This window comes from Frankia sp. AgB1.9, assembly GCF_016786355.1.
Lineage (GTDB): Bacteria > Actinomycetota > Actinomycetes > Frankiales > Frankiaceae > Pseudofrankia.
Genome location: NZ_JADWYX010000243.1, coordinates 1 through 3966 on the forward strand (window position 1 = coordinate 1; position 3966 = coordinate 3966).

General features: G+C 70.4%; 4 protein-coding genes. 2 read left to right on the forward strand and 2 right to left on the reverse strand.

Features of this window, described 5'->3' with window-relative positions:
* Positions 1-86 precede the first annotated feature (86 nt).
* Entirely contained in the window at positions 87-1337 is a 1251-nt protein-coding gene (locus tag I6A60_RS40760) for an ABC transporter substrate-binding protein (RefSeq protein WP_203012115.1), read from the reverse strand.
* A 49-nt stretch (positions 1338-1386) separates the two neighbouring features.
* On the reverse strand, positions 1387-2127 hold the full coding sequence (locus tag I6A60_RS40765) for a carboxymuconolactone decarboxylase family protein (protein WP_203012114.1): 741 nt from the start codon (positions 2125-2127) through the stop codon (positions 1387-1389).
* A gap of 78 nt (positions 2128-2205) precedes the next feature.
* Here I6A60_RS40765 and I6A60_RS40770 point away from each other — a divergent pair, with 78 nt between their 5' ends.
* Together I6A60_RS40770 and I6A60_RS40775 are read left to right on the forward strand one after the other, a co-directional pair.
* A complete protein-coding gene (locus I6A60_RS40770; protein ID WP_203012113.1) occupies positions 2206-2874 on the forward strand; it encodes a TetR/AcrR family transcriptional regulator in 669 nt (222 codons plus the stop codon).
* Positions 2875-2970: 96 nt separating this feature from the next.
* On the forward strand, positions 2971-3765 hold the full coding sequence (locus I6A60_RS40775) for an SDR family NAD(P)-dependent oxidoreductase (protein ID WP_203012112.1): 795 nt from the start codon (positions 2971-2973) through the stop codon (positions 3763-3765).
* Positions 3766-3966: the final 201 nt, after the last annotated feature.

Genomic DNA, 3966 nt, shown 5'->3' on the forward strand with positions numbered 1-3966 from the left:
CCCCCCCCCCCCCCCCCCCCCCCCCCCCGCCGGGGCCCCGCCGCGCCCCCCCCCCCGGACCCGGTGGTGGGGGTGAAGACCGGTGGTCAGGACGCGGGCGCGACCGTGCGGCCGGGGACGACGTCACCGCAGATGGGGCTGGCGTTCGGGACGGGCTTGAACGTCTTGCCCTGGAACTGGGCGATCCACTGGCAGCTGTCCGGCCCGAAGACGATGTTCTCCCGGTCGTTGATGTCGACGGTGTGGGAGCCGTAGAGGCCGAGGGCGTTCCAGTCGTGGATGCCTTCCAGCGCCGTGATCAGGCTGGCCTGGGTGGGGTTGGCGCCGGCGGCCTTCAGAGCGCGCACCAGCAGGCCGATGGAGACGTAGCCGTTGTAGGAGGCATAGGTCGGCTCACCCTTGATGCCGGCCTGCCGCACGTCGGCGACGAACTGCTTGGTCGCGGGCGTCTGCTGCTCGACCAGCTCGTAGGCGGACACGAAGTAGGCGCCCTGGGCGGCCTGCGCCGCGCCGGGGCCGGCGGACAGCAGGTCACCGCCGTAGCCGGTGGGCAGCAGGGCGGCCTTGAGCTTGACGCCCTGGTCCTGCAGACCCTTGATCACGGCAAAGGTGGTGTCGGAGCCCGCCGCGGCGACGAAGCCGTCGACGCCGGCGTCCTTCATCGCGAGCACGGCCGGGCCGACGTCGCCGCCGAGGGGGAACTTGGCGTTCAGGTAGCCGACCTTGATGCCGGCGACCTCGGCCGACGCGGCGGATCCCTCGCCGGCCTCGGACGCAGTCGGAACGGAGTTCGCGAGGACGCCGAGGTTGGTGACGCCCACCATCTTGAAGAACTTGCCCTGGGTGGTGGAGACCTTGGTGGCCTGCAGCGGGCCCCAGATCGAGAACATGTTCTTCGACGGGATCCATTCGGGGCCGTCCTGGCTGGCGCCGATCACGGGCACGTTGTGCGCGGTGAGATAGGGCGCGGCGGCGAACATCAGCGCGGAGTTCGCCAGGACCGCGAAGACGTGGTCCTGGGTGACCAGCTTCTGGGCGACGGCGAGCGCGGTCGCCGGGTTCGTCGCCGTGTCACCGACGATGTACTTGATCGTGTAGCCGTTGCGGGCGGCGTAGAACGTGCCGGCCTTGACCCCGTCGACGACGGACTTGTTGGGCGGGGCCGCCGCCCCGGTGATGTCGGCGATCACGCCCACGGTGATGGTCTTCTTCGCGGTCGCCGCGGTGGTGGTGCCGCCGCTGGAACCGCCCGAGCTCGACGAGCCGCAGCCGGCGGCTAAGAGGACGGCGGCGGCCGACAGGCCCGCCGCGGCCACGGTCATGCGCTTTCTGAGCATCGATCTCCCCTAGGTGTGGTGCGTGATGGGCGTGGAAACCGCGTCGGCGTTATTTCTCGGCGGCGTCGTGGAGCGCCTCGCCCTTGGCGAAGCCGTAGTAGGCGGAGAAGTGCAGGACGATCTCGTCCATCTCGGCCTTGGTGAGGTCGCCGGAGCGCAGCGCGGAGCCGACGTGCGTGGTCAGCGGCGTCGGCGAGTCGTCGATGGCGACGCAGGCGACGGTGATGATGCGCCGCTCGCGGCGGGTGAGTCCCGGGCGCTGCCAGACGTGGCCGAAGACGAAGTTGAGGATGCCGGCGTGCCGATAGGGCGTCTCCGCGGGCGGCGCCGGTACCAGGTTGACGTCGACGAACTCCTCGACGCCGCGGGCGAGGCGCGCCTCCCAGTCGTTCGGGCCGAGCGTGGCGTCATCGAGGACCGGCCACGGTTCCGGTTCGCGACCCTGCTCGGCCTGGATGCGGTGCCACTGGCGGGCGATGACCATCTCCAGGTGCGACGCCTTCGGCCAGCCGCAGTAGACGGCGAAGTGCAGGACGAACTCCAACATCGCGTCCAGCTCGATGTCACCGCTGTTCAGCGCGGCGTAGACGTGGTCCTCGATCGGTCCCGGCGCGTCGGCGGCGGCGACGCAGGTCAGCGTCACCCACCGCCGGTCACGGCGACTCAGCCCGGGCCGGCTCCACACCTCGCCGAACACGAAGTCCCGGCTGAACTGCTCCAGCGGCGTCGTCACCGCCGCTGGCTCGATGGTCATGACCTCGCGGTAGGTCTCCTCGGCGGCACTGCCCATGACACTCCTCACGGTCCAAGCGGATGCATGGAAGTTAAGGCAGTTGCATGACGATGTCCAGTGTGTTTCGATGGAGCCATGCCGCTAGCGCCGTCGCCGAAGGAACGGATCATCCTGGCCGCCGAGGCGCTGTTCGCCGAGCACGGACTGGACGGCGTCTCGCTGCGGCAGATCTCCGCCGCGGCCGGCAGCGGCAACAACACCGCGGTCCAGTACCACTTCGGCACGAAGGAACAGCTGATCCGGGAGATCTTCGAGTTCCGGCTGCCGTACCTGCACGAGCGGCGCAACCTGCTGGCCGCCCAGCACCGCCCGAACGACCTGCGCGGCTGGGTCGAGTGCTACGTGCTGCCTGTCCTCGAACAAGGTGAGCAGGAAGGCAGCAACTACCTAAGCTTCGTCGCGAACCTGCACACCCACGGCAGCCGCGAGGTGTTCGACCAGTTCGCGCCTACCTACCTGGCCGCGTCGAACGCCTTCCAGGACCACTTCCGGTCGTTCCTCACGGACATCCCCGAGCCGCTCCGCGCCCACCGGATAAGCCAGGCCATCGCCTTCGCGATTCACGCCGCGGCCGACCGCGAACGCGCCAAAGCCCGCGGGCAGGACGTCCTGTCCTTCGCCGCGCACGTCGCGGACCTGCTCGACGGGCTGGTCGGCTACCTCACGGCCCCTGTCTCCCCGGCCGCGCTCGCCGCCTGCGACGACGCCGGGCGCGACGCGACGAGCTGGCTCCTCGTCCCCTAGGGAACCGGACCGAGGCGGAAACCTCCCGCGGACAGCGCCGCGCCCCGTCGAGGTGGCCCGGCGCCGGACGCGTCGACCCGAAGGGCACAGACACCGATGAACCGGCTCGCAGGAAAGACCGCGGTGGTCGTCGGGGGTGGGCAACGGCCCGGCGCCACGATCGGCAACGGCCGGGCCACCGCGGTCGCGTTTGCCCGGGAAGGCGCCCAGGTGCTGGTCGTCGACCGCGACCTGGAAGCAGCCAAGGACACCGTCGCCCAGATCCGCGCCGAAGGCGGCAACGGCCACCCTCACACCGCCGATATCACCAGGCCAGCGGACTGCGAAACCATTCCGCGCGCCGCGACCGCGACATTCGGCCAGGTCGACATCCTGCACAACAATGTCGGCGTCGTCGTTGCCGCGGGCACGGAGGCCACCAGCTACGACGACTGGGAACGCGGCCTGTCGATCAACCTCACCGGCCTGTGGCTGGTCTGCCGACAGTTCCTACCGTTGATGCGCGCCCAGGGACACGGCGTCGTTCTCAACATCTCCTCACTCGCCGGGCTCCTGCCCGGCGCGAACCCGTACTCGATCGCCAAGAACGGCGTCAACGCACTCACCCGCGGGCTCGCCCTCGAATACGCGCCGCACGGCATCCGCGTCAACGCCATCGTCCCCGGAATGATCGACACCCCCATCGGGGTCGACCGCGTCGCCGACGCGACCGGACGCGACCGCGACGAGATCGCCGCCGCCCGAGCCGCCCAGGTACCCATGCGCCGCCAGGGCAGCGCCTGGGACATCGCCAACGCCGCCGTCTTCCTGGCCTCCGACGAGGCCTCCTACATCACCGGCGCCGTCCTCCCCGTCGACGGCGGCAGCGCCCTGCACACCAGCACCAACTGACCAGGTCGGCCCGCCCGATGCCGTCGCGCATGATCTTTCAGCCTCCCGTCGAGCTGGTGGCAGGAGCCGCGTCTGTGCCGGTTCGACCGGGGCTAGCCCGCCGCGGTCTGGACGTGCGGGTGCGGGGCCTGTTTCAAGATCGGTGTTTCCGGCCCGACACGCCGGGCCGAGGTCCGGCGGGATGGGCACTGTGAGTGATGA

What these genes read in the sequence shown, in the direction of transcription:
- I6A60_RS40760 (WP_203012115.1), bottom strand. Translation starts at nt 1,337, where the DNA reads ATGCTCAGAAAGCGCATGACCGTGGCCGCGGCGGGCCTGTCGGCCGCC.
- I6A60_RS40770 (WP_203012113.1), top strand. Translation starts at nt 2,206, where the DNA reads ATGCCGCTAGCGCCGTCGCCGAAGGAACGGATCATCCTGGCCGCCGAG.
- I6A60_RS40775 (WP_203012112.1), top strand. Translation starts at nt 2,971, where the DNA reads ATGAACCGGCTCGCAGGAAAGACCGCGGTGGTCGTCGGGGGTGGGCAA.
- I6A60_RS40765 (WP_203012114.1), bottom strand. Translation starts at nt 2,127, where the DNA reads ATGGGCAGTGCCGCCGAGGAGACCTACCGCGAGGTCATGACCATCGAG.